Origin of the sequence: Bernardetia sp. ABR2-2B (assembly GCF_037126435.1) — a bacterium.
GTDB lineage: Bacteria > Bacteroidota > Bacteroidia > Cytophagales > Bernardetiaceae > Bernardetia.
In genome coordinates this window covers 3,036,260-3,056,008 of sequence record NZ_CP147020.1, presented here as the reverse complement: position 1 = coordinate 3,056,008, position 19,749 = coordinate 3,036,260, and the positions used below count along the sequence as shown (strand labels likewise).

The following is a 19,749-nucleotide window of genomic DNA, read 5'->3' as shown; positions in this document are numbered from 1 at the left end:
AATACCTTTGCTTGTGTGCTGTAAACAAGGTTTTTGTTCGCTGTTTTATGCCCAAACCTATCAGAAACCTATGAAAAACCTTATTTTGAGGTTATTTGCTGTTTTTAGTCTTTGTTGGGTTACTTTGTTTTTTCACTAACTGCAAAGGCTATTTTTATTTATTTGATTGTAAAAACGAATCTATATCAGAACCTACAAAAAACCTTATAAAAACCTTCTTATGCACCTTTAAAGGCACTTTTTGAGTAATAATGTTTATTTATAGCCTGTGAAGGCTGTTTTTGCTTTCCATTTTTAGCCCAAACCTTCAAAAAACCTATATAAAACCTTATTTTGATGATTTTTGCTAGTTTTGACTTCTTATTGTTTGTTTTGTCTGCGTACTGGTTGCAATCGTTGTTTTTGCTCTTTATATGGCTATTTATCAAAAAAAATGAACCTATACAAAACCTTCAAAAAACCTATCAGAAACCTATATATGAACCTTTAATGTAGTAGGTATATGTACTGGTTACTGATAGGTTTCTAGTAGGCTATCAATGATTATTTTTTTCTCTTTCTGAATGTTTTACCTGTTTTTGCTTCCCAAGCTGTAATACGGCATTTCTCGGAGCAATAAGTATGATTCCACGTTTTATATATGAATGGTTCTTTACAGTTTAGGCATTCCCTGTTCCCTTCGTCTAACGACTTACGTTTAACGGCTTGCGTTGTGTCCTTTGTTCGAAACTGAAAGCCAATACTTTTTTGAGGTTGTATGTTCGGTATTGTGTACGGCTGTACGGCTTGTGCTACATCTGTCGTTACGACTTGCGTTTGTGATAGAAACATTTTGAGTATTTCGGCTAGTTCTGTGAGTGGTTCATTTGTTGGTGTATCTGCTGCTTGACTTTCCTTTTTTGGTAGAATATCAAAATTTACTCCTTCTCGTTCTGTATTTCTCAAATAGATGAATCTAAAACGATAACAGATAATACAAATAATTTCTAAGCACAAAACAATAAAAGAAACTATGTAAGCCGTGTTAGCTCCTTCTTTGGCATTGCCTAAGGTATTTTTTACGGCTTTATCGCTTTCTAATGTTATTCTATTGTCTAACTTTTCTAAAAGGTTGTTCTTTGCTTCTGTGGCTTCTTTCAAGTCTTTACGAGCGTTGTTTGCCCTCCAACCTTTAGAGTATTTTTTTAGAGTTGCTTTTGAACTATTTATACTCATTTCATAGCCTTCTAACTGGGAGCTGTACATATTTTTCAAACTGTCGGTTTGTATGGCTAATTCTGTTTGAATGATTGTACTTTTATCATTCATTTCTACGGTAAGGAATGCGCCCCCAATAGCAGAAAACAAAACAGATAATACAAAAGTAAATCCTAAGCCTAATTTTGCGCCTGTTGGTGCGCTTTCTTCTTTTGAAGTTGCTATAAATAAACTTATTGCTGACTGACTTTTGAGCATTTCCAAACCTACTAATAAACCAACAAGTAAAAATCCGATCAGAATTGATATAAAAACTTTTAGAATGGTTATTTCTCCTGTATGAAATGCTTTTGCTATCAAATAGACACTTGCAATACCTAACAGAAAACTAACGACATGATAAACGCTTGTAAATCCTTTCGAAAAAGAAAATAAATTTCTGTTTTTTTCTGCGTATGGTTTGGGTGTGAGTTCTTTTTGTGCTTCCAAATAATAGCCTTTTTTGGCTGTTTCATTTAATGTATCTGTAAATACATCGTTTTGGTGTGCTTCCTGTGGCGTTTTAGCCTGTGGAGTGGTGTTTTTGCTTAATTTTTGCATAACTTTGTATATGGTTTTTTAAAAAGTGGGAAAACTTTGTTTTAAGACCAAACTAACGCCTTTGCTTATGCTTGGGCGTTTTTTGTTTGGCTACTGGTTAGAAATTGATTATTTATTTACTGCTTTTCTAGCGTTGTTTATTGTTTTAGTGATGTAATTGTCTTTACGGTGTTGAGCTTTTTGGCTACTTTTCAACAATTCATTTCTAATAAACTCATCTGATTTGTTTTGACGAATAAGCATACAGCAAGTATTAAAATCTTGTCGACTTCTGTCGTGTCCTTGCTTTTCCTTTTTTTTAAGCACACAACCAACAAAGTTGTTAGAATGAGTATTACTCAAATTGTAGTCTTTGGCAAATCCTAAAGGAATAGTAGAAAAGCGTTTTTTAAATTTGTGTAGAATAACGGTAGGGAAGACACCGTTTTTTTTGTGTTTTTCTTTTTGATTTGTGAATGATGGCAACCTCCCCAAATGGTCTGGCTCGGCACTTCCTTTGTCTGCGTCATGGTCTTGCGCTAACTTTCTGCAAATCTGTAATGCGTGTTCTCTATTATCTGGGTTGAAAGAAGTTTGAAACCAAATTTGATAATTATCTTTACTTGTTTCTACAAGAGCGCACGGTGCTAGTTTTGCTAGTTCTGACAGACTTTCACGACTTACATCGTCAAGTAGTATAACATTGTATGTTTGAGGTCTTATATAAATGTTATAACCTTGTACGTTCTTTGCAGCGTAAAATTTCAAACTTTGGTTTATTCGTTCCTTGGTACAAATAAATCTTAATTGAGGTTTTGATTTGTCAAAATGTATCAATGCTATTACAAATAGTTCGCAATGAAAGGCATTGAGAAAATTATTTATTACTGTATAGTTCATTCTACCTTTTGGGTTGTGTGCTTAAAAAAGCAGTTGTATAGTAAATTTAAAGACTTGTACTTTTTTCTTTCAAAACCTAATTTTAAAAAGTGTTTCTAGGAACTTCAAAAAAAGCGTTCTATTGTTCTAAATCGCTAAAACCCCATATAAGTAATTAAAAATCAATTATTTACAATAGAACAAAAGTTAGAACAAACTTAGAACAAAATGGAGTATATTTTTATCTGTTCTATTCTCTTTTTAGCGTTTTGCATTTTGTTCTAACTTTGTTCTATACTTTGTTCTATAATTTTTTAGTAAAAAAGTAATATAGAAGTAGTTTAAACATAGATTTTTTAAGTTATAGAACAAATAGAACGTTTAGAACGCTTTTTTCTGAACGCAATTAGTAACAAGATTTTTGAGTGTGTAATGAATAATAAGAATTAGAAGTATTTTATTAGAATAAATCTTTAGTAAACTCTTTAGTATTTTCAATGGTAAAATCAACAAAAGTATTATCAACACTATCAACTGGTTGATTTTCAGAAACTTCTTTTTTCAAAGTTTCTTTCTTAGGCAATCCTAAAACTTCCCTATCAAATGTATAAAACCTACCTTTCTTTTTGACTGGTTCACTTTCTGTATGTTCACTATAAAAAGAAGCGTATTTTGGTTTACTTGCTGTTAAATCAAAATCTTTTTTTAAGATATTTGTCAAGTACGATTTTTCTACATTTCTCAATCCTTGTTCCTTCATTATTTCAAGTAATTGAGAACCTGTATAACATATCTCATCTAAATTATGAAGTTCTAACATTTCATTGATGTAGTTCCTTAGTGCTTTATGAAATTTTGGCATATTATTATCCATAACACGCTGTAATGCTTCTGTATAGATTTGTTTTGTAGTGAACCACATACGGCTTTCATTTTTACTTTTAATACCTCTACTTTTGAGAAAATTAAGGAAAGCAGGGATTTCACTTGTTAGAGTAGCCAACATATTTACATTTTCTTTCACGCCCTTACTTTCAAAAGTTGGTATTTTACGAACCCAAAAACGTATCTCATCAGAAGTAACTGGCATAAAACCCTCTTCAAAGTTGGAACACAAAATAAATTTACCAAAAAACTTACCCTCTGTTTTGTCTTTTCCCTTTGCTTCTGTTTTGTATTGATTTGTAGTAGAAAGGTTTTTTATACGTTCGTAAACTGCTTTTTTTTCAATCAATGTTTCTTCTACTGCAATTATTAATTTAGAAGTCCAATCACTATTAAAATTCCCTTCAAAGGCGTGATTATCGTTAATAGTAGCATTTGAACCAAATAACTTATTTAGCCAAAAAATAAAGGTACTTTTGCCTGTACTTCTTTCATTACTGACTAAGGAAAGAATAGGCAAAATTTGCATAGGCTTTAAATATAAGATTGCCAAGTAATCCAAACCTAACTCATATTGTTCTCCAAAAATATGTCTGATAAAGTCCAATGTCATTGAGCATTCGCCTTCTTTTGGTTCAAATTTTAATTTGTGATACTGGTTATAAAAACCTTTTACATTTTGTTTGTAGTTTGTATGTGATGGAAAAGTTATAAACCCTGTATATTTTGGCATATCATACAAAAATTTTTTACTGTAATCGTCTATGATAGTTTGTTTTTCCCAATGTATAAGGACACTTTCATTAATGTATTTTCCTTTTTCGTTTGGGTGTTCTGCTGTGGGCATTTCTGCAATACGAAAATATTTTGTACCTACTCTTATGTATTCAGATTCTTTATTTTTCTCTTTTCCTTTTTTTACCTTAACTACTTCATTTTGAGATTTTTGAGTAGTTGTATTTGTTCCATTATTTGAAACAAAATTTGTGTTTTTTGCGTTTAATTCCATATATTTACGGTGTTATTGTGAATGAATAATAATAACATTGATACTTTTTTTTGGCTTTCGGCTGCCAAATAAAAAACTCTTTTCTCTTTCAAATTAGACACTATAAAAACCGTTCAGAACCTTTCTGAACGGTTTTTTTGTGCCTATTTTTTAGCTACTTCCAATATGGTAGAAAAACTGTAACCAAATATTTTAAAGACAAAATATTTTTGTTTGAACCACGTTTTTTCTATCCACTTATTTTTTACTACTGCAGGAGCAGAATTAGCTTTTTCTATTTCAGACTTTATATTTTCCATTTCCTTTCTTCTTTCTATTCGTTCTTTTGCTAGGTTTTCTTTGTCTAATTTGTAGTTAATTTCGGCTTCTGACTGAATGAAAATATAAATTGTTGATAGCCATTTTTTCATATCATTGTAGTAATCAAATAGTTCTTTGTTATTGCCTTCATAGCCAATACAAATAGCTTCTAATTCTTTGTAAGTGCTACCTACATTCATTAGTTTTATTGTCGTATCTACTGAATTTGTCATAATAAATAGTTTTTTTAAAAAGTGAGAAAACTGTTTTAATAAAGTGGGAAAACTTTGTTTTTTGATAGTGGGAAAACTAAAAATTTCTAATGCCTATTTTGTCAAAATGGCTTCGTGTATTCTGTTTCTTTGTGTAGGTACTCAAAAGTAATTCGGTACTTTCTAACTCAAATACTTCTTTATAAATAAGGGCCTCCTCAACTCTCATAATCACATGTATTTTAGTATCTGTTTTATAATACCTATGTTTTGTTACTCTTGACTTTCCTAATTTTTCCTCTAGTAATTTGATGGTTGCTTTTGCTTCGTCCTGTGGGAGCTTTTGCAAAAGTTCCTGTATTCTGTAATAATATTTTGGTGTGTTCATATTGAATTAATTTGTTACTGGCTCTTTTGGCAAATACTTAATAGTAGTTTCGTGCAATTCCAAAATATGCACATTAAAATAATCGGCTAACCGTTGCATCTCATCAAACATCAAAGGTTTTTCGTTTCTAATTAATTGATGAAAACGCCTTTTTCCTATTTTTATAAATCTATAAAAATCGTGTGAAGGCTTAAAAGGTGTCTTTTTTTCGGCTTCATAATCATTTATGACTATGTTTAATCTGTTTTTCGGTGTATTCATTTTTTTATTTTTTATTTGCTGATTCAAATATACACCTTTTTACGCATAATAACCAAATTTAGTTTAATCATAAAGACACTTTTTAAGCATATAAGTTTAATTTTTGGTTTTTTGTTTTAGTATAGATACCTTATTTTTGTAAAAAAAGCTATGAGATTTATACCTACTCCGTTAGAAACACATTTAAAAATTGCTTATTTACGAAAGGAAAAAAAGCTATCACAAACTGAAATAGCTGAACTTTTGGGAATGAGTCAAAATGCCTATGGACGCATAGAACGAGGCGAAACTAAACTTACTATTGATAGAGTAAAAGAAATAGCTACAATACTAAAAGTGCCTTACAATGATTTAATAACAGATAGTAAAGATGAAGTTACAGAAATGTATCAAGATATTTCGGAGCAACACGAAAGAGAAAAGGAAGTAATAGAAAATGAATTGAAGGAAAAAAACAAGTACGTAAAAAAGTTAGAAAGTATCATTGAAGATAAGGAAATGATAATCTCACTTTTACAAGACAAAGTCAGAAGTTTAGAAAAACAGATAAAGGAATAAATTATCATTATAGGTAAAACTTTTAGCCTTACAGCAAAAAACCAAAAAACGGTTAAATACTCAAATAATGCAACATAATTTTTCTTTATTTATGCAGCTCTAAAAAAAAGTGTTTATTCTCTGTTTTCTGTATTACATATTCTAAACAAAATCCTATATTTTAGACTATGTTTTACTCTTTTTTGTGCCAAATAATTGCCAAATACACCTCAAAAAAGCCTATTTTATGGACGTGCCAAATCTTTATACAACAAAAAAACATCCTCAAATTCCTTTGTATGCACTTTTGGGCGTTTCTGTTGTTCTCCTGTTCTCGCTACTAAGTCATTTACTTGACAGAACCCGTTTTAGATTAATTTCTAAAACGGTTTTTTTTATGTCCATACTTTTTGATATTGAGTTAATCTACTAAAAACAGATTTTTCAAAAATTCATAATAAGTTTATATCATTCTTAATGAGAAACTGCTTGATAAGTTTTATTTTTGCAAAACTAAAAGAATAGAGGAATTTTTGTATATTTTTGTATAAAATTTATCTGATTCTATTTTTACTTCTATCAATTCAATCAAAAAAACTACTCATTCTAATGCAGAATAACAACCGTGTACTTGTCGTAGATGATGAACCTGATATTTTGGATTTGCTCAAATACAATTTGGAACGTGAAGGATATGAAGTAGAAATTGCTTCTAATGGCGAAGAAGCGATAAAAAAAGCAGAGTTTTTTAAGCCTGAACTTATTCTTTTAGATATTATGATGCCCAAAATGGATGGTGTCGAAACGTGTCGTCAGCTTCGGGAAATGTCTGATATGAAAGACTCATACGTTATTTTCTTGACAGCTCGTGCCGAAGAATATTCAGAGGTTGCAGCTTTCGATGTTGGTGCAGATGATTATCTGAACAAGCCCATCAAGCCTCGTGCGCTCATGAGCCGTATCAATGCCCTTTTCCGTAGAGAGTTTAAGAAGCAGCAAACACAAACGCATGAAGTTATCGAAATTTCGGATTTGTATATCGATAAAACAAGTTATACTTTACAAAAAGATGGTGAACATATTGCTCTTCCTAAAAAAGAATTCGAGTTGATTTACTTTTTGGCTCAAAGCCCAAATAAAGTATATAACCGTGAAGATTTATTGAAGAATATTTGGGGACAAGATGTATATGTTTTGGCTCGTACGGTTGATGTTCATATTCGTAGAATCAGAGAAAAAATTGGGGATAGTTATATCAAGACTGTAAAGGGAGTTGGGTATAAATTTATGTTGCCTGATGAAATGTAGAAATAAATGCTCATAAAAAGTAATTCTGATTTGGACACAAAAAAAGGGAAAGGTATTTTTGATAAGCTTATGAATGCTCTCAAGCGTTCGTTAGTAAGCTCAAGAGCTGTGGCTATTATACTCTCTCTATTAGTAAGTAGTGTAACGAGTGCTTTTTTGTCATTGACTCCTAGTGTTAATTCGGTGGCTTTATCTGTCTGTTTTTTAGTCTGTTTTTCATCTTCTTTTATTTTAATTTATATTGCTTTTGAATTTCTTATTTTCAAAGAAATAAATAATGTTTATAGCAAGTTATCTAAAATAAAGAAAAAAGATTTCAAATTTGTTCCTCCTTCTTCCGACCTTCTTCCCTCTGCAAATCCTATAAGAAGAGTAAATCAAGAAATTACGGCGTATGCAGGACAAAAACAAAAAGAAATAGATGAGCTTCGTAGAATGGAAGTATTTCGAAGAGAATTTATTGCAGATGTTTCGCACGAACTCAAAACGCCTATTTTCTCAGCACAAGGATTTATTCTTACACTTATTGATGGTGCAGTAGATGATGTAAATGTGCGTGATTCATTTTTAGCAAAGGCTGCACGAAGTTTGAAGGCATTAGCTGCTTTAGTAGAGGATTTACTGACACTTTCTCAAATAGAATCAGGGGATATTACGATGCGCCAAGAAGAATATGATATGCAAGAGCAAGTTTTGGAAGTCTTCGAACAGCTTGAAAATAAAGCAGAAAGACGTGGAGTTACACTAAAACTAGTTAGTCAGTACGAAGAAGGTATTTATGTATATGCTGATTATAATCGTATTAGACAGGTTTTGATAAATTTGATTATTAATGCTATTAAATATGGAAAAGAAGGTGGAACAGTAAAAGTTACACTTACTCAAACAACAAAAAACCTCAAAATATCTATCAAAGACGATGGAAATGGAATTGAACCAGAACACCTAGTACGTATTTTTGAACGTTTTTATAGAATAGAAAAAAGTCGTTCGAAACAAGAAGGAGGAACAGGTTTAGGACTTGCTATTGTAAAACATATTATTGAAAAACATAATTCTAAAATTAGCGTCAAAAGTAAGGTCGGAGAAGGAACACAGTTTACTTTTAAATTACAACGTACTGAAGTAGTAGAAGAGGAGGAATAATTGAAAAATAAATATTTATTCCTAAGAAATTCGTAATTTTGTAGTCTTTATTTTTTGATTTTCTTTATTCTGTAGAGTATTTTATGAAACGCTATAAACTTTCTGACCTTGTTATTTTTGAAAACGACGATTATTTAATTGTTGATAAACCTCCTTTTTTGTCTTCTTTAGATGAACGCTTGGGCAATGCGATGAATCTTTTACAGATTGTCAGAGCAGAGCTTCCAGAAGCAAAACTAGGACATCGTTTGGACAAAGAAACAAGTGGAGCTGTTGCGATAGCAAAACATTTTGAAGCCTATCGTCATCTTTCTATTCAGTTTCAAGAACGTCAAGTTGAAAAAGTATATCATGCTGTTGCTGTGGGTGTTCATGACTTTCAAGAGGAGGCTGTTGAAGTTCCTTTACACAAAATGAAAAATGGACTTTCGGCTGTTAATTACAGACAGGGCAAACACTCACTTACCTTTTTTACTACTTTAGAGGCTTTTCGTCATTATACACTTTTGGAGTGCCGTCCAATTACTGGGCGTTTACATCAAATTCGTGTTCACGCACAAACTAAAGGTGCGCCTCTAGTAGCTGATAAAGCATATGGAGGAAAGGATTTATTTTTATCAGAAATAAAGAAGAAAAAATTTAACCTCAAAAAGTGGGAAGAAGAATTACCTCTCATGCAACGTGTAGCTCTTCACGCAAAAGAACTTTCTTTTAAAGGAATGAATGGAGAGACTATCAAAGCAGTAACTGAATATCCAAAAGATTTGAGAGCTTTATTACGACAACTGGGAAAATTTGATATGTAGATTTAATCAGAAGCTTCTGTTATTTCAAAACGAAAAAAAACACTAAACTTTTAAAGTCTAGTGTTTTTTTATGAGGAATAGAAATTAAATAAATTGATACTTTTATTTTTTCAACTAATTGATTTTTAAGCATTTAAACTCGTAATCCGTAATTTTTAATTCGTAATTGTTCCTGAAAAAGATTATCCTCTTGTAAAAAACGATTCTACAAATTCTTTTTTATTAAAAATTTGAAGGTCTTCTACTTTTTCTCCTACACCAATATATTTTACAGGAATTTTGAATTGGTCAGAAATTCCAATTACTACGCCTCCTTTTGCTGTTCCGTCTAATTTTGTGATGGCTAAAGAACTAACCTCAGTTGCTTTTGTAAATTCCTTTGCTTGCATAAACGCATTTTGTCCTGTACTTCCATCTAATACTAACATTACTTCGTGTGGAGCATCAGGAATATGCTTTTTGATTACTTTATGAACTTTTGTTAGCTCGTTCATTAGGTTTACTTTTGTTTGCAAACGTCCTGCTGTATCTATAATTACAATATCTGCACCTTGTCTAATTCCTTCTTCTACAGTTTCATAAGCGACAGTTGCAGGGTGAACATTCATTCCTTTTGAAATCACAGGAACATCTACTCTACGCCCCCATTCGATAAGTTGGTCGACGGCAGCAGCACGAAATGTATCGGCAGCTCCTAATAATACTTTTTTACCGGAAGCCTTATATTTGGCAGCTAGTTTTCCAATAGTTGTCGTTTTTCCTACACCATTCACTCCCACTACTAACAGAACATATGGCTTTACAGTGCTTGGAAGGTCATAATTTTCTACATCAGAAGAGTTATTTTCAGCCAAAAGAGCAGCTATTTCTTCTCTTAATATTCTATCAAGCTCTGAAGTGGTAGTATATTTATCTTCTGCAACACGTTTTTCGATACGATTAATGATTTTAACTGTTGTATCAACACCTACATCAGAGGCAACTAAGATATTCTCAAGTTCGTCTAAAATATCGTCATCGACTTTTGACTTTCCTGCAATAGCTTTTCCAATTTTATCAAAAAAATTAGTTTTTGATTTTTCAAGACCTTTGTCTAGCGTTTGTTTTTGTTCTTTAGTAAAAAATTTCTTGAAAATAGACATACTGTTGTTCGAAAATGGGTGGAGAAGATAAGTTATGAAACATAAACCCTGAGAGACTTTGAAAGCTTCTAGGATTCGATATCAGAAATACAAAAATACAGATTTGTATTCAGTTTTTCAGTATTCTTGACTTAGTATTTTTTTATAAATGACTAACTAGTAATTTATATAAGAAATTGAAATTAAATAACATACTCATTTCAAAATAACAAATTACTGACTATCAGAGCATTACATTCGTAATTGTTCCTAATGAAATACAAGATAATATGAATGAAAAAAAGTCCCTAAAAACATTACTGTCGTGGGACTTTTAGTCTTTTGCTTTAATAAATACCATTTTTAAGGACTATTGAAGTATTAATAAACTGAAAGGCTATTTATTATATAAAATTTAGCTTTTGCGATTCATTACTTCTTGTACCATTTGTTCTGGAACAATTTCTTCCTTAAATGTATAAGCTCCAGTTTTTTCCGAACGTATTGTACGGATTACTTTTGCCCATTTCTGACCACCTTCTTTTTTGAGGGTTGCTACTACTTTCTTAGCCATAATAGTTAAACTTAAATGAGTGAATACTAAATAGCTTGACTATCTAATATGATTAAAATCTAATTTGAATGAAAGATAAGATAATAAAAAATTACTTAATCTCTCTGTGCATCGTATGTTTTTTAAGGATTGGATTGTATTTTTTCAATTCCAAACGCTCTGTTACATTTTTACGATTTTTTGTAGTGATATAACGAGAAGTACCTGGAACGCCAGATGTTTTGTGTTCCATACATTCCAAAATCACTTGTACTCGGTTGCCTTTCTTAGCCATGATAATAATAAATTAACTTTTGAATCTTATTTTATGATATATATCAAGTAAAGTTTCAAAAGTAGAGATGTAAAGTTATATTTTGATTAAGATGCTCAAAAAACAATTATAAACATAATTTATTCAGTTTAATAAGCAAATCAAACTCAAGTCTTAAAACTAGTTTAGGAGTTTAAATTAAATAACATACTTGTTTCGAATAATAAATCATTGATGTTCAATGTATTAAATTCGTAATTCGTAATTTTTAATTCGTAATTATCCTCTATGCTTCTTGAGCAGGTTTTAAAAAACTTTTGTGCAAGTGTCCTTTCGCTACTGCTTTACGCATTGTAGGAAGGATTCCGTTTTTACTGATAGTACGGATTGCAGAAGTCGAAACTTTCAAAGTAACGAAACGATCTTCTTCAGCAATATAAAAACGTTTTTTCTGCAAGTTTGGATAAAAACAACGTTTTGTTTTGTTATTCGCATGAGAAACATTGTTTCCTGTTTGCGTTCTTTTGCCAGTGATGTCACACACTCGTGCCATAATGAATAAAATTTATAGTAAAACAAAAATAAATTATAATAATGAGTTTTTGTTTTTCTAAGTTGTAAATATAAATGAAATACGAGTTGTATTTTTAATTTCGTAAAACTCTAAAAAAGATGTTATGAGATAAAATACGTATTATAAACTAATTATATACGATTAAAAATGAATGCAAATTTAAAACTAGAAAAAACAATTTTTAGAAGTTGCATCGTATCTTAAAACTGTATTTTGCCTAGTGAGTACCTAAAAGTTGCTTAAAATACTCATTTACAAACGTATCATAAAACAACAAGTTTGTAAATTTAATGTGCTGAGAAGGCTCATTTTCAATATCTTATCTTGTTTTTACTCTTTTGAATAGAACTGCAAATATAAACTCTTTTTTTTGAAATTGCAATTTTTATGAATAAAAAATATTATTGATATGACCAAATCAATTTCTAATTGCTAATTTTTTACTTTCTCATAATTTATTATCTTTAGAAGTAATTATTTTTCTGTATCAGCCTCTTAATAATATCCTAATCTTACCCTAATTTCTATGCAATGCTTCTATCTATTCCCTCTATTCTTAGTGATGTAGTTATCATCTTGGCTCTTGCTATTCCTGTAATATTACTTTTACACCGAGTGAGTTTGCCAAGTATTGTAGGCTTTTTGCTTACTGGCGTACTAGCAGGTCCTTATGTTCTGAAATTAGTTACAAGCCAAGAACATATTGATATTTTGGCAGAAATTGGTGTAGTTTTACTTCTTTTTACGATTGGAATGGAGTTTTCGCTTCCTAATCTAATAAGAATTAGAAAAGCTGTTTTTATAGCTGGTTCTCTCCAACTTATCCTAACAACAACTGTTTTTGCCTTCATTACCTATTTCGGAACGATTGATTACCTGCCTATTGCTATTTTCTATGGTTTTCTTTCGACACTTAGCAGTACGGCTATTGTATTAAAACTACTCCAAACTCGTGGCGAAATGGGAAGTCCACATGGACAGATTATTCTCGCCATTCTAATTTTTCAAGATATTGCTGTCGTTCCTATGATGCTCATGATGCCTATTTTGGCTGGTTTGGCTGACAATGTTGTACAAGAGATATTCCTGATGATTGTAAAAACGGCTGCTGTATTAGCATTCTTGGTATTGATTTCAAAATTTGTCCTGAAGCCATTTCTCAATTTAGTTGTCATGACTAAAAGTAAAGAGCTTTTCATCTCTACTATTGTTGTAATTTGTTTTTCTGTGGCTTATCTCACTTCTTTAGCTGGTCTCTCTCTTGCTTTAGGAGCTTTTTTGGCAGGGTTAGTAATGTCAGAATCTGATTATTCTCACGATGCAACGAGTTATATTTTGCCATTTAAAGAAATCTTTACCAGTATTTTCTTCATTTCTATTGGAATGTTGATGGACATAAATTTTTTGTGGTACAACCTTGGCGAAATTCTTCTACTTACTATTATGAGTATGGCAATTCAAGCATTTTTGGCTTTTTGGGCAGTGAAGGCACTGAAAATAACTGCAAAAACAGCTATTATGGTAGGTATTTCTATTTGTCAGATTGGAGAGTTTGCTTTTATCCTTGCAAAATCAGGAACTGAAATTGGTTTGATGCCTATTGAGCTTTATCAATATTTCCTTTCCACTTCTGTTTTGTCTATGGCAATAGCACCTATGCTTATTCTTAACTCTAAAAAAATAGCTCACTTCTTGATTTATAAACTACCGAAACCAAAAGTGATAAGTAACTGGGCAACTAAGAGAGTAAAACTTCCAGAATTTTTGCACGAATTTAAGGACAAAAACTTAGAAGACCATATCGTAATTATAGGTTTTGGCTATAATGGAAAAACAATTGCTAAAGCTGCACGATTATCAAATATTCCATTCATAATTATCGAAACTGACCCTAAAAAAGTAAAAAAAGATAGCTTGTATAGAAAAAACATCTTATTTGGTGATGCAATGAATGAAGAAGTTCAGCATCAAGTTCACTTTGACAAAGCTCGTATAGTCGTCATTACTCTGACAGATTTAGAAATTACAAAAGTGCTTACTCATAAAATAAAATACCTCAATTCAGAGGTTGGCGTGTTGGTAAGAAACAAACGTGCAAAAGATATTGCAACCATCGAAAAAGCAGGTGCTGATATAGTCGTAACTGATGAATTAGAAACTAATTTAGAACTTTTTACACAAGCCTTACAGTATTATTATTTACCTCAACGTGAAGTTTATTCTTTAATTTCCAAAATTAGAGAAGAATTAATTGATGAATAAGGAAATAGTGATAAGTAATTAATTGAATTTCAAACTACTTTATTTCATAAAAATATGCTCAAAAAAAAATCTTCATTTTTATCAACCCTTTTTATACTCTGTATAGGTTTTATTAATCTATTTTTGCTCTCTTCATGTGAGCATGGTTCAAAAGAATTTATTTCTCAATCTAGTTCGGAAACCACTTATACTGATGAAGATGTAAACTATATCAAAGAATTAAACTCAAAAAGTTTGATAAAACTAACCAGTATAAAAGACAAAAATGCGCTTAGTTCGAATACATTCCCTTCACAAGAACTAAAAGATTCTTTAGGTTTTGGGCAGCTTTTGTATGTTCCTGTTTATTCAGAAATTTATAGTATTGGACACCACCGTACAGAGCGACTTTCTTCAACACTCAGCATCAGAAACGTAAATCTTGATGGCGAATTTTATATTACTCGTCTGGAATATTATGATACAGAAGGAAATATTTTGAAGGAAATAAAAGCTTCTGAATTACCTATAAAAGTAAATAGTTTGGAAACTAAAAACCACGTTATTGCGCTTTATGATGATAGAGGAGGAGTAGGAGCAAATTTCATTTTAGAATGGAGAAGTAGCAAACCAATTGTTGCCCCTATGGTAGAAACTATCATGATTAGTACAGAATCAAACTGGGGACTTTCGTTCACGGCTACTTCAAAAACTTTGAAAGAATATGGAAGACAAAACAAATAAAAAACAAAAAAACTCAACAGGTTCATCACAAAACTATACTCATAATCCTTATGACACTAAGATAGAAATGTATGGACAAAAGTATAATTATCATCAAATTACGACGCATAATGATTATGTAGATTATTTTATGAAGCGTTATATGGAACAAGTAATTTGGTATGATAAAAAAGCTGTTATTAATAAGAATCTTTTTATGTGGTATCAGCGAATCGTCATTTTTTTGGGTGCTTTGATTCCAATTATTGTTGCTGTTGGTGGATATGTTCCAGCTATAAAAGAATATAGTGGACTAATGAGTGCTATTATTTCAGGAGTTATTGCTGTGGTGGCTGCACTTGACAAACTACAACAACCGATGAGTAATTGGTATAATTATAGAAATATCGCTGAAAATCTAAAAAAAGAACAGTATTATTATGATTTCAAAATTCCTCCCTATCAAGGTCTTAATGAAATGGCAATGAAAAGGCTTTTTGTAGAACGAATAGAGGGAACTGTTGCTTCTGATATAAACCGTTTCTTACAAGGTGTACAAAATCAAGATGATGAAGATGATAATCCAACAGACGATATTCTAAAAAAGAATCCACCTCCAATATCATAAAATAAGTTTTATAAAAATGAAAAAACAAATAACTAAAAAAAATAAAATTCTTCAGTTAGGAATAACTGGTGGAATAGGAACAGGAAAAAGTACGGTTTGTAAAATCTTCGAAACGCTAGGAATAGCTGTTTATGATGCTGACACTCGTGCAAAGATGGTAATGATAACAGATGATATTCTGAAAAAAGAACTCAAAAAAGCCTTTGGAGATGAAGTTTATTTAAGTGAAAATGAGATTAATAGAGATTACTTAGTCAAAACTGTTTTTTCTAATCAAGAGAATAACGAAAAAATAGAAATTCTCAATTCTATTGTACACCCAGCCGTAGGAAGAGATTATCAACATTGGTACAATGAAAATGCAGCCAAAAGCCCGTACTTATTGAAAGAAGCAGCTCTAATGTTTGAATCTGATTCCTATAAAGTTTTAGATGCTATTATTGTAGTTCATGCGCCTTTGGAAGAGCGTATAAAAAGAGTGTTAAAAAGAGATTCGCACCGAAGCGAAGAACAAGTAAAAGCTATTATTTCTAAGCAAATGCCAGAAGAAGAAAAGCTAAGACGTGCCGACTTTGTGATTTATAATGACGCTTCTCATTCTTTGATTAAGCAGGTTTTAGAGCTTCATGAAAAATTTCAATCCTTATCATAGATATTATACTTCTTAGCTAAACTTTTCAGTTCCTTATTACTTTTCCATTTCTCTGTACCAATCATTGATTTTATTAGAAAGATTAGACCTTCTTCTACACTTTCTGCTTTGCCAGTAATCCAAGCATCTTTCCAAGGACTTTTTTCAATAGGTAACTTGTAGTGGAAATGATAATTCTCTAGAAATGGAGAAGCATTAATAGTAACAAATTCTTCTAATCGCTCAGAATCTTTATCTTGAATACACATTCTATAATGTGATGTAAAAACAAATAACTCTGTTTCAGTAAAGTTTTTATTAATAAACTCTATTAACTTGAGCATCTCTTTTCCTAACCTTACAAGAGCCATTCCTACATCTTCATTCGCATAAAATTCTTCAATAGTTGTTGTTTCAGATTGGTATTTACTTCTTATTATAGGCATTTGAGTTAGTTTATTTTTCGTAATTCAACTTTTAGAGAGCGTAAAATAATCGTATTCCCTTCTTTGAAAGCTCTAAACTCTGCCAAACCTTCTTTGGGTCTATGAAAATTTATATCATTAGTTGCAGGGAAATGAAAAAGCATATAGGAAAGACGACTATTTTTTGAATAAGAATAACGCTTTTTTTCTCCTTCTGAAAATATGGTTACTGTAATAGGCTGATTATTGATACTTCCTGTGTATTTTCCTGTAAGTTCTTGAAATGGAATTTCTTCTGTTCTTGTAGCTGTGATTTCTGTAATTGGAACTGTATTTTCTGTAACAGAAGGTAAATTTGATTTTTTACCTAAACTATATAGGAAAATTCCACCACCAATAATTCCAACTACTACAAAAATACCAATGAATATATAAAGATAATTTATGTTTGTTTTCGAAGAGCTTGTATTTTCTGCATTATTATTTACTCTTCCTGTATTTCGTGGTTTTTTTTCTTCTGGTCTATCAAACATTATTCTTCCTCTTTCTTAAATTGTATTTTGGCTTTTTGAGTTACTTTCCAGTAATCATTTTTTTTAGTTAGCTTTCCTTTTTCTAATGTCTCTACTTTATCATCTTCAAAAGAAGGTGAACCTACTACTTCAAAGGCAAAAACAAAACCAGACAGAGAGCGATAAAATGAATTGAAAAAATTGGTTTTTATCTCCTTACAAGTTTCGAAAGTAGCTTCTGTATTTGAAGTTTGATGAATCACAAAAATACTATTACTGACAGCTTTATTCCTACCCTTTTTAAAAAAGGTCTCATCATCCTCTTTGTGAATATCTCTTATGGAAAGATATGTCGTTATTGGAAAAGAGTTTGATGCTATTGGTTGTGGAATTTCTGTGATAGGAGGGTTTTGAGTTTGTGGTTTAGGTGGTTGTTTGGTCTCCTCACTTTGTAAAAGCTCATCTAAAATTGCTTGATTTTTTCTTATGGGAATAGGCTGTGTTTTTACAGGCGTTTTATACTCCTCTACATTTATTTTTTCTCCAGTAATTTTGTGCATCAAGTCTAAAATTACTTCCTCATTTTTTATTGCATTATCAATTTTTTGATAATATTTTTTTGCTTGTTGTGTTTTTTCAGTAGCACTTATTTTTTGTCCTAAAATAGTTTGTAACTCATATATTGCTACGCCTAATTTGCGAAGGCGTAACTGTTCTTTATACTTTGCTATTTCCTGTTCTGTCATTATTTATATTTTTTTCAGCCGTAGTTGAGGAATTTTAAATTTATGAAAATTTTACTTTCAAACGTTGCTTAATTTTCCATACGTCATTTTCCTTGATGAGTTTTCCTTTTTCTTCTTGTACTATCTTCTTAGCACTTTCAGTAAATGTAGAATGCTCAATAAGATGGTCTAGCTTTTCGATAGAACGAAAAATAGATTCAAAAGCCATATCTTTTATATCAGAATGCAAAAGAAAATCAGCTTCTTTGGCTTCTGCATCTCTTTTACTATACGGACGAATGACAAAAATGGTATTACTCATTCCTTTTTTACGCTGTGATTGTATGCCCTCGTCTTTTATATCTGACAGAGAAACATATAAAGGTTCATGATAATTCTTTATGTTTTTGGATGGAGTTGGAGTTTCTTGAATAATTTTTTGTTCTTTGACTACTTCCTTTTCTGTATTTGTTGTCTTTGGTTTAGTTGAAAGTTCTTCTATTTTTTGCATCAATCCTTTTACTTCTGCATTATTAGCTACTTCTATAATTACATTTTCACTTTTAGCTTCTTTGAGTTTTTGCTCATCAGAAAGTTTTGAATTGTTCAGAATAGCTGTCAATCGCTTTTTCTCTTCTTCAATTTGATTCTGAGTTTGATTCTGAGCAACTACTGTTTTTCGTTCTTTATCTTCAGTATTTTTTTCTGTTGGAATAACTGTTTTAGCTACTACATCATTCCTACTCAAAGGGTCTTTTTTTATAACCTCTTGTTTAATTTCTTTCGGATTTTCAGACTGTTTTTTTTGTCCTTGTTTGTACCAAACAAAGACAATAACAAAAGCAGCAATGGCTAAAAATATAATCCACATGATATAATCATCTTCTTGTGTTGTTGCTACGTTCAAATCAATCATATAAATATTATTTTGTCCTTCCAAAGTAAGAGAGTTATTTATATTTGCAGCCAAAAATATAGTATCTAATGTAGAATTACCTTGTACACGAACTTGAATAGAATCTGTATTTTTTATATCTAAACCAAACTTATAGGTTTGTTTTTCTCCCTCTGCTGTTTCACTCTTTCCTATCAGTTGTTTTTCTTCTTCTTGATTAATTTTATAAAAAATAATTTTTGTAGAATCTCTTTTTTCATCAGACACACGACTGTGTGTATCTACGCTGTCTTTTATAATTTGATTTGTGGAATCTATATTATTTTGACCATCTAGCTTTTTATCCTCTTTCGGTTCTAACTGACTGACAGCCGATTTTTTGATTTTAGTAAGTCTTAGTTTTAAATTATTGTACTGTTTTGAGGTTAGTTTGAATTTGTTTTGTTGCTCTCCAAAATCTTTTACTCGTTGTAAAACTTTCTTCTCAATCTTATCCAATGATTTTAAGCTAGAAACTAAATCTTCTGTAGGATAATATTTATCACTCTGCTTTACAAAGTTTATGTCATAAATATAACCTGCAACATTATCACTCAACTGCTCTTTGCTAAAAATTCTATCTAAAGATTCTGCTTGTACTCTTGGTTTGAGCTGTTTTACATTTGTAAACGTTGTGTCAGTTAGTTTTGGATTAGAAAATTTCACATTTTTATCTAGTTCATTGATTCTTTTCAAAATAGCCAATGCAAACTCGTAATTCATCTTATCAGTAGCTTTATGAACTACTTTTTGGTTTGATTCTTTAGTTTGAGCAAACGCAGAATGATTACTAAAAAAGAATATAAAAACTAGAGATAAAAAAATGTAAAAGGATTTCATGGAAGTTTTTGTTTTCTGTTTTCAAAGTTAGTTTTTCAGATGTAGGGACGATGCATGTATC

The 19,749-nt window shown here is 31.0% G+C and carries 24 protein-coding genes; 9 read left to right on the top strand and 15 right to left on the bottom strand.

Annotation, left to right across the window (positions count from 1 at the left end):
- Positions 1–218: 218 nt before the first annotated feature.
- From WAF17_RS13025 to WAF17_RS12995, 7 genes are all read right to left on the bottom strand, one after another.
- Positions 219–428, bottom strand: a complete 210-nt coding sequence (locus WAF17_RS13025; RefSeq protein WP_338760149.1) for a hypothetical protein — start codon at positions 426–428, stop codon at positions 219–221.
- 115 nt (positions 429–543) lie between these two features.
- Positions 544–1,797: a hypothetical protein gene (locus WAF17_RS13020; RefSeq protein WP_338760146.1), complete on the bottom strand. Its 1,254-nt coding sequence runs from the start codon at positions 1,795–1,797 to the stop codon at positions 544–546.
- A gap of 108 nt (positions 1,798–1,905) precedes the next feature.
- The gene (locus tag WAF17_RS13015; RefSeq protein ID WP_338760143.1) at positions 1,906–2,676 is read right to left on the bottom strand and encodes a DNA-primase RepB domain-containing protein; all 771 of its coding nucleotides are present in this window, start codon (positions 2,674–2,676) and stop codon (positions 1,906–1,908) included.
- A gap of 439 nt (positions 2,677–3,115) precedes the next feature.
- Positions 3,116–4,549, bottom strand: a complete 1,434-nt coding sequence (locus tag WAF17_RS13010) for a primase-helicase family protein (protein WP_338760140.1) — start codon at positions 4,547–4,549, stop codon at positions 3,116–3,118.
- A 143-nt stretch (positions 4,550–4,692) separates the two neighbouring features.
- Positions 4,693–5,082, bottom strand: a complete 390-nt coding sequence (locus tag WAF17_RS13005; RefSeq protein WP_338760136.1) for a hypothetical protein — start codon at positions 5,080–5,082, stop codon at positions 4,693–4,695.
- 76 nt (positions 5,083–5,158) lie between these two features.
- Complete coding sequence (locus tag WAF17_RS13000; RefSeq protein ID WP_338760134.1) at positions 5,159–5,449, bottom strand: hypothetical protein; 291 nt, start codon at positions 5,447–5,449, stop codon at positions 5,159–5,161.
- A 6-nt stretch (positions 5,450–5,455) separates the two neighbouring features.
- Entirely contained in the window at positions 5,456–5,710 is a 255-nt protein-coding gene (locus tag WAF17_RS12995) for a hypothetical protein (protein WP_338760131.1), read from the bottom strand.
- Between the two features lie 150 nt (positions 5,711–5,860).
- Here WAF17_RS12995 and WAF17_RS12990 point away from each other — a divergent pair, with 150 nt between their 5' ends.
- The 5 genes from WAF17_RS12990 to WAF17_RS12970 all read left to right on the top strand — a co-directional run bounded on the left by WAF17_RS12990 (position 5,861) and on the right by WAF17_RS12970 (position 9,507).
- Positions 5,861–6,268 carry a helix-turn-helix transcriptional regulator gene (locus WAF17_RS12990; RefSeq protein WP_338760128.1) on the top strand — a complete coding sequence of 136 codons (408 nt, stop codon included), beginning with the start codon at positions 5,861–5,863 and terminating at the stop codon, positions 6,266–6,268.
- Between the two features lie 226 nt (positions 6,269–6,494).
- The gene (locus tag WAF17_RS12985) at positions 6,495–6,680 is read left to right on the top strand and encodes a hypothetical protein (RefSeq protein ID WP_338760125.1); all 186 of its coding nucleotides are present in this window, start codon (positions 6,495–6,497) and stop codon (positions 6,678–6,680) included.
- 176 nt (positions 6,681–6,856) lie between these two features.
- Positions 6,857–7,555 (top strand): response regulator transcription factor, encoded by a 699-nt coding sequence (locus tag WAF17_RS12980; RefSeq protein ID WP_338760122.1) that lies wholly within the window; start codon positions 6,857–6,859, stop codon positions 7,553–7,555.
- Between the two features lie 6 nt (positions 7,556–7,561).
- Complete coding sequence (locus tag WAF17_RS12975) at positions 7,562–8,701, top strand: ATP-binding protein (RefSeq protein WP_338760120.1); 1,140 nt, start codon at positions 7,562–7,564, stop codon at positions 8,699–8,701.
- Positions 8,702–8,784: 83 nt separating this feature from the next.
- A complete protein-coding gene (locus WAF17_RS12970) occupies positions 8,785–9,507 on the top strand; it encodes an RNA pseudouridine synthase (protein WP_338760117.1) in 723 nt (240 codons plus the stop codon).
- 182 nt (positions 9,508–9,689) lie between these two features.
- Here WAF17_RS12970 and ftsY read toward each other — a convergent pair whose 3' ends face one another.
- The 4 genes from ftsY to rpmB all read right to left on the bottom strand — a co-directional run bounded on the left by ftsY (position 9,690) and on the right by rpmB (position 12,008).
- Positions 9,690–10,649 (bottom strand): signal recognition particle-docking protein FtsY, encoded by a 960-nt coding sequence (gene ftsY, locus WAF17_RS12965; RefSeq protein WP_338760114.1) that lies wholly within the window; start codon positions 10,647–10,649, stop codon positions 9,690–9,692.
- Positions 10,650–11,043: 394 nt separating this feature from the next.
- Positions 11,044–11,202 (bottom strand): DUF4295 domain-containing protein, encoded by a 159-nt coding sequence (locus WAF17_RS12960; RefSeq protein WP_338760111.1) that lies wholly within the window; start codon positions 11,200–11,202, stop codon positions 11,044–11,046.
- A gap of 91 nt (positions 11,203–11,293) precedes the next feature.
- On the bottom strand, positions 11,294–11,476 hold the full coding sequence (rpmG, locus tag WAF17_RS12955) for a 50S ribosomal protein L33 (protein ID WP_338760108.1): 183 nt from the start codon (positions 11,474–11,476) through the stop codon (positions 11,294–11,296).
- A 265-nt stretch (positions 11,477–11,741) separates the two neighbouring features.
- The gene (rpmB, locus tag WAF17_RS12950) at positions 11,742–12,008 is read right to left on the bottom strand and encodes a 50S ribosomal protein L28 (RefSeq protein ID WP_338760101.1); all 267 of its coding nucleotides are present in this window, start codon (positions 12,006–12,008) and stop codon (positions 11,742–11,744) included.
- Positions 12,009–12,560: 552 nt separating this feature from the next.
- Here rpmB and WAF17_RS12945 point away from each other — a divergent pair.
- The 4 genes from WAF17_RS12945 to coaE are packed head-to-tail and all read left to right on the top strand — an operon-like array spanning position 12,561 to position 16,273.
- Complete coding sequence (locus tag WAF17_RS12945; RefSeq protein ID WP_338760098.1) at positions 12,561–14,291, top strand: cation:proton antiporter; 1,731 nt, start codon at positions 12,561–12,563, stop codon at positions 14,289–14,291.
- A 54-nt stretch (positions 14,292–14,345) separates the two neighbouring features.
- Positions 14,346–15,014, top strand: a complete 669-nt coding sequence (locus WAF17_RS12940) for a DUF3124 domain-containing protein (protein ID WP_338760095.1) — start codon at positions 14,346–14,348, stop codon at positions 15,012–15,014.
- Entirely contained in the window at positions 14,995–15,621 is a 627-nt protein-coding gene (locus WAF17_RS12935) for a DUF4231 domain-containing protein (RefSeq protein WP_338760092.1), read from the top strand. The genes WAF17_RS12940 and WAF17_RS12935 overlap by 20 nt, the downstream gene beginning before the upstream one ends.
- A 16-nt stretch (positions 15,622–15,637) precedes the next feature.
- A complete protein-coding gene (gene coaE / locus WAF17_RS12930) occupies positions 15,638–16,273 on the top strand; it encodes a dephospho-CoA kinase (RefSeq protein WP_338760089.1) in 636 nt (211 codons plus the stop codon).
- On the opposite strand, the gene WAF17_RS12925 is transcribed toward coaE, so the two are convergent.
- The 4 genes from WAF17_RS12925 to WAF17_RS12910 are packed head-to-tail and all read right to left on the bottom strand — an operon-like array spanning position 16,258 to position 19,688.
- Entirely contained in the window at positions 16,258–16,698 is a 441-nt protein-coding gene (locus WAF17_RS12925) for a hypothetical protein (RefSeq protein ID WP_338760086.1), read from the bottom strand. The genes coaE and WAF17_RS12925 overlap by 16 nt on opposite strands.
- 5 nt (positions 16,699–16,703) lie before the next feature.
- Complete coding sequence (locus WAF17_RS12920; protein WP_338760083.1) at positions 16,704–17,210, bottom strand: hypothetical protein; 507 nt, start codon at positions 17,208–17,210, stop codon at positions 16,704–16,706.
- Positions 17,210–17,935 (bottom strand): hypothetical protein, encoded by a 726-nt coding sequence (locus WAF17_RS12915; RefSeq protein ID WP_338760080.1) that lies wholly within the window; start codon positions 17,933–17,935, stop codon positions 17,210–17,212. Before WAF17_RS12915 ends, WAF17_RS12920 begins: the two co-directional genes overlap by 1 nt.
- A 40-nt stretch (positions 17,936–17,975) precedes the next feature.
- Positions 17,976–19,688: a hypothetical protein gene (locus WAF17_RS12910; RefSeq protein ID WP_338760077.1), complete on the bottom strand. Its 1,713-nt coding sequence runs from the start codon at positions 19,686–19,688 to the stop codon at positions 17,976–17,978.
- Positions 19,689–19,749 lie beyond the last annotated feature (61 nt).